Origin of the sequence: Ramlibacter sp. (assembly GCF_035706265.1) — a bacterium.
GTDB lineage: Bacteria > Pseudomonadota > Gammaproteobacteria > Burkholderiales > Burkholderiaceae_C > Ramlibacter.
In genome coordinates, this window is the sequence record NZ_DASSVG010000709.1 from 1 (window position 1) to 4,301 (window position 4,301).

At 69.9% G+C, this 4,301-nt stretch carries 5 protein-coding genes and 1 pseudogene; 3 read left to right on the top strand and 3 right to left on the bottom strand.

Going from position 1 to position 4,301, the window contains the following annotated elements:
• Positions 1 to 181: 181 nt before the first annotated feature.
• The 3 genes from VFM98_RS25415 to VFM98_RS25425 form a co-directional block, all read right to left on the bottom strand.
• Positions 182 to 571, bottom strand: coding sequence for a response regulator (locus VFM98_RS25415; protein WP_325112673.1), 390 nt, complete (start codon positions 569 to 571; stop codon positions 182 to 184).
• 86 nt (positions 572 to 657) lie between these two features.
• A complete protein-coding gene (locus VFM98_RS25420; RefSeq protein WP_325112674.1) occupies positions 658 to 1,065 on the bottom strand; it encodes an Hsp20/alpha crystallin family protein in 408 nt (135 codons plus the stop codon).
• An 11-nt stretch (positions 1,066 to 1,076) separates the two neighbouring features.
• Positions 1,077 to 1,520 carry an Hsp20/alpha crystallin family protein gene (locus VFM98_RS25425; RefSeq protein ID WP_325112675.1) on the bottom strand — a complete coding sequence of 148 codons (444 nt, stop codon included), beginning with the start codon at positions 1,518 to 1,520 and terminating at the stop codon, positions 1,077 to 1,079.
• Positions 1,521 to 1,764: 244 nt separating this feature from the next.
• On the opposite strand from VFM98_RS25425, the gene VFM98_RS25430 reads away from it, so the two are divergent.
• The 3 genes and pseudogenes from VFM98_RS25430 to VFM98_RS25440 all read left to right on the top strand — a co-directional run.
• Positions 1,765 to 2,763: a TRAP transporter substrate-binding protein gene (locus VFM98_RS25430; protein WP_325112676.1), complete on the top strand. Its 999-nt coding sequence runs from the start codon at positions 1,765 to 1,767 to the stop codon at positions 2,761 to 2,763.
• A 28-nt stretch (positions 2,764 to 2,791) separates the two neighbouring features.
• Positions 2,792 to 3,403, top strand: a pseudogene (locus tag VFM98_RS25435) (TRAP transporter small permease); the annotation flags it as partial.
• Positions 3,404 to 3,580: 177 nt separating this feature from the next.
• The coding region (locus tag VFM98_RS25440; RefSeq protein WP_414709088.1) for a TRAP transporter large permease at positions 3,581 to 4,301 on the top strand (721 nt) is incomplete at its 3' end.

A 4,301-nucleotide genomic window follows, 5' to 3' on the forward strand; every position in this document is an offset into this window, starting at 1 on the left:
ACGGAGGCGTAGGTCGGTTACTGACTCGGACCGGTATTCGTAGGCTGGCGCTGAGCGCGTCCGACGCGACAGCCTCGGGCGCCGAAGCCCAGCGCTCCCCGGCGGCCGCAATCGCTGGGCTTCGGCGCTGACGCGCGCTCAGCACCAGCCTACGAGGCACCCAACCGCCAGCGCGCAAGCCTCAATGCCCGCCGGCCGCCCGTGACAGCTTGGCGCAGTAATCGAGCATCGCCTCGGTTTCCATCGCCTTGTCGAACACGCCGTCGGCGCCCATTTCCTCGCAGCGCTTGCGCACCTGCGGGTTGGCGGTGCCGGTGAGCACGATCATCTGGCGCAGGGCGGGGCGATCGCGCAGGGCGCGCAGCACGCCATAGCCGCTGCCGCCGCCTTGCAGCACGAGATCGACGATCGCGATGTCCCAGGAATGGGCGGGATCGCGCAGCCAGGCGACGGCCGACTTCTCGTCGGCGGCCCAGCCCGCGATCTCGAACCCGGCGAGTTCCGACAGCGCTTCGCCCAGGCTCTCGCGCATGGACGCCTGGTCCTCCACCAGAAATGCCTTCAGCGCCAACGGACGGCCTCCCTCGCCGCGCGGCGGAGGTGCCGCCGCTTTTCAGGCCATTGTGCACCGAAGGCGCGCCGCGGGGGCGCGGCGCTTCACCCCGCCTGCACCTGGATCCGGCGCGGCTTCGCGTCCTCGGCCTTCGGGATGGTGAGGCGCAGCACGCCGTCGCGCAGCTGCGCCTCGATGCGCGCCGAATCGAGTTCGCGGCTCAGGGTGAACTGGCGCCGGTAGGCCGGGCACTGCAGCTCGCCGTACACCAGCTCCATGTCGGGCGGCGTGCCTGCGGCGGAGGCCGTGGCCTCGATCACCAGCGTGTCGCCGTCGACCCGCAGGTTCAACTGGTCGCGCGGCACGCCGGGCAGGTCGGCCAGCAGCGTGATCGCGTGCTCGTTCTCGAACACGTCCACCGGCGGCACGACGAAGGACTGTTGCTGTTGCTGCGCGTTCGCGGCCGCGGCGGGCGCACGTTCCTGGGAAGTGGTCTGGACAGCGTTCGTCATGGCAGGCTCCTTCAGTTCACTTCGATGCGGCGCGGCAGCGAGGACTCGCGCTTGGCCACGCTCACGCGCAGCACGCCGTCGCGGTAGCTCGCGTCCACGCGGGCCGGATCGGCGTCCTCGGGCAGGCTCACGACGCGGCGGAAGCGGCCGGCGAAGCGCTCGTTGGCGTAGATGCTGGCGCGCTCGTCCTGCGCCGGCAGGTCGCTCGCGCGCTCGCCCGCGATCACCAGCAGGCCGCGGTCGATCGTGATCTCCAGCTTCGCCGGGTCCAGCCCGGGCGCGAGCGCCTGCACCTCGATGGACGTCGGCGCGGTGCCGACGTTCAGCACCGGGAAGCCGGCGCCGGCCTGCGAGCGGATGCTGGCGCCGGGGCTCGGGAACACCCGGTCGAGCATCGATTGCATGCGGTTCAGTTCCGCGAACAGGTCCGCGGTCGATCGGAACAAGGGACTCATCGATCTCTCCTTTCTTTTCTTGCGCGTCCGGACGTTCCCGAATTAGGGCCGGGCCCTGCGCGTTTCAAGCCTGCGGGTGGTCCCGTAAGGGCGATCCCGCGACGAGCGCCGGGCAGGCCGTGCATGACGCGGACTTCCGAGTTAACCCGCAGCACGCGGCCGAAGCGGCTCGTGAGAATGGGCCGCTGCTCGCGACCGCCGGGCGCGGGCCCCAGGTTCCCGCTTCTCACCAAGGAGGTCCTCCATGAAACGTCGTGCCGCTCTCTCGACGATGGGAGCACTGGCGCTCGCGGGCCACCGCGCCTTCGCGCAGCAGCCGATCGTGATCAAGTTCAGCCATGTCGTCACCGACGACACGCCCAAGGGCAAGGGCGCGCTGAAGTTCCGCGAGCTGGCCGAGAAGTACACCGGCGGCCGCGTGAAGGTCGAGGTCTATCCCAACTCCACGCTCTACAAGGACAAGGAGGAGCTCGACGCGCTGCAGACCGGCTCGGTGCAGATGCTCGCGCCCTCGACGGCGAAGTTCCGCCCGATCGGCGTGCCCGAGTTCGAGGCCATGGACCTGCCCTTCGTCTTCAACGGCGAGGAGGGCTACTACAAGACGGTGCAGGGCCCGATCGGCAGCGGCCTGCTCAAGCGCCTGGAGGCCAAGGGCATCACGGGCCTCGCCTACTGGGACAACGGCTTCCACATGGTCTCGGCCAACCGCCCGCTGCTGATGCCGGCCGACTTCCAGGGCCTGAAGGTGCGCATCTCCGGCTCCAAGATCGCCGACCTCTACTTCCGCAAGCTCGGCGCGCTGCCGCAGATCATGGCCTTCTCCGAGGTCTACCACGCGCTGCAGACGGGCGTGGTCGACGGCTGCGAGAACACGCCTTCGAACTACTGGACGCAGAAGTTCCACGAGGTGCAGAAGCACATCACCGTGTCCAACCACGCGCACCTGCAGTACGCGGTGATCACCAACAGCAAGTTCTGGAACGGGCTGCCGGCCGACGTGCGCGGCCAGCTCACCAAGGCGATGGCCGAGGCCACGCAGTACACGAACTCGATCGCCAAGCAGGAGAACGTCGACGCGCTGGAGAAGATCAAGGCCTCCGGCAAGACCACGCTGCACTACCTGGATCCGCAGCAGCGCACCGCCTGGGTGGCGGCGCTCAAGCCGGTGTACCACGAGGCCGAGGCGCGGGTGGGCAAGCAGGTGGTCGATGACCTCCTCAAGTCGGCTGGCATCGTGGCCTGAAGTCGGCGCCGGGCTGCGGCTGGGCCGCCTGCTCGGCGCGGTGCTGGACCACCTGGAAGAATGGCTGATCGCGACGCTGGTCGCGGCGGCCACCGCGGTGGTGTTCGTGGCAGTGCTGCACCGCTACGGCACCTCCTCCGCCATCGACTTCGCCAAGTGGCTGGAGGCGCACGGCCTGGCGCTGGCCGCGCCGCCCTTCCGCGCGCTCTTCGCGTGGCTGGCCGCGCGCGACCTGTCGTGGGCGCAGGAGCTGTGCATCTACCTGTTCATCTGGATGGCGAAGTTCGGCGCCGCCTACGGTGTGCGCACCGGCATCCACGTGGGCGTGGACGTGCTGGTGCGGCGCATGGAGGCCCGGCGCGCGCGCAAGGTGGTCCTGTTCGGCCTGCTCGCGGGCGCCTTCTTCACCGCCACCATCGCCCGGTTCGGCTTCCACTTCGTCGAAGGCGTGTGGGATTCCGGCAGCCGCTCCAACGACCTCGAGGCGCCGATGTGGTTCGTGTACCTCGCGATCCCGCTCGGCTCGGCGCTCATGTGCTTCCGCTTCCTGCAGGCCGCCTGGCAGTTCGGCCGTTACGGCACGCTGCCGCACCACGACGAGGCGCACGTGGAAGGCGTGGACGCCGAGGCGACGCCCGAGCCGCTGCGCGCCGGCGCGCCGGGGCAGGGCCGCGCCGGCCGCGGCGCCGTGCTCGGCTGGGTGCTGCTGGCGCTGCCCTTCCTGCTGCTCGGAGTCGGGCTGCTGGCGAAGTACGGGGTGGTGCACTCGGGTGGCGGCGTGCGCTCCGCGGTGGTGTTCGGCCTGCTGCTGTCGCTGATGCTCACCGGCATGCCGATCTCGATCGCGCTGGGCCTGACGGTGCTGTCGTTCATGTTCCTGCTCACCGACGTCTCGCTCGACTCGGTAGCGATGAAGCTGTTCACCGGGATCGAGAGCTTCGAGATCATGGCGATCCCGTTCTTCATCCTGGCCGGCAACTTCCTCACCCATGGCGGCGTGGCGCGGCGGATGATCGAGTTCGCCACCTCGCTGGTGGGGCACTGGCACGGCGGCCTCGGGCTGTCGGCGGTGCTGGCGTGCGCCTTGTTCGCCGCCGTGTCGGGCTCCTCACCCGCCACTGTCGTGGCGATCGGCTCCGTGCTGATCCCGGCGATGGTGGCGCAGGGTTATCCGCGCCGCTTCGGTGCCGGCGTGGTCACCACCAGCGGCGCGCTCGGCATCCTGATCCCGCCCTCGATCGCGATGGTGCTGTACTCGGTGTCGACCAACACCTCGGTGGGCAAGCTGTTCGTGGCCGGCGTGGTGCCAGGGGCGTTGCTGGCCACGATGCTGGGCCTGACGACCTGGTACCGCGCCTGGCGCAACGGCTACCCGCGCATGCAGCGCGCGCCCTGGCCGCGCCGCGTGCGGGCCGGGCGCGAGTCGTTCTGGGGCCTGATGCTGATCGTGATCGTGCTGGGCGGCATCTATTCCGGCCTGTTCACGCCCACCGAGGCGGCGGCGGTGAGCGCGGTGTACGCGTTCGCGATCGCGGTGT

Excerpts from the sequence above, each read along its gene's own strand:
- VFM98_RS25420 (WP_325112674.1), bottom strand. The coding sequence starts at position 1,065 with ATGACGAACGCTGTCCAGACCACTTCCCAGGAACGTGCGCCCGCCGCG.
- VFM98_RS25430 (WP_325112676.1), top strand. The coding sequence starts at position 1,765 with ATGAAACGTCGTGCCGCTCTCTCGACGATGGGAGCACTGGCGCTCGCG.
- VFM98_RS25425 (WP_325112675.1), bottom strand. The coding sequence starts at position 1,520 with ATGAGTCCCTTGTTCCGATCGACCGCGGACCTGTTCGCGGAACTGAAC.